Below are 380 nucleotides of genomic sequence, written 5' to 3'. Positions count from 1 at the left end.
ACGCACATACAAAGCCCCAGCAAAATCAACACTTTGCTGGGGTCTTTCTTTGCCTAAAATTTTCCAATCCAACAAAATCAATGGTACGCCTTCGGTGAGGGCCGCCTTGCGGTGATCGTCTGATATTTGGAGATAGCACTGGTGTTTGCACCGGTACTAGAGACGGTGCGATGGGTCAGGTGACGATAATTTCGGGCGTTGAGCGGCGGCGGGTATGGTCTGACGACCAGAAGCGGGCGCTGGTGATGGCGGTGTCGCAACCCGGCGCGAACGTGGCGGAGATCGCTAGGGAGGCGGATTTACGGCCCGGCCAGATCTATCGCTGGCGGCGACAGATGTTTGGCAATACGCAAGGGTTTGTGGCGGTGGCGGTCCAGCCT

1 protein-coding gene is annotated in these 380 nt (G+C 57.1%); it reads left to right on the top strand.

Annotated features, from left to right (window positions below; translation table 11 throughout):
* Window positions 1–170 precede the first annotated feature (170 nt).
* Window positions 171–380, top strand: a 210-nt coding sequence (locus WG908_RS16505) for a transposase (RefSeq protein ID WP_340187598.1), incomplete at its 3' end; no start/stop codon positions are given.

The sequence above is a fragment of the Sphingobium anseongense genome, from assembly GCF_037725245.1.
GTDB lineage: Bacteria > Pseudomonadota > Alphaproteobacteria > Sphingomonadales > Sphingomonadaceae > Sphingobium.
Note: the sequence above shows the minus strand (reverse complement) of the source record. Positions and strands in the feature narration are given on the sequence as shown.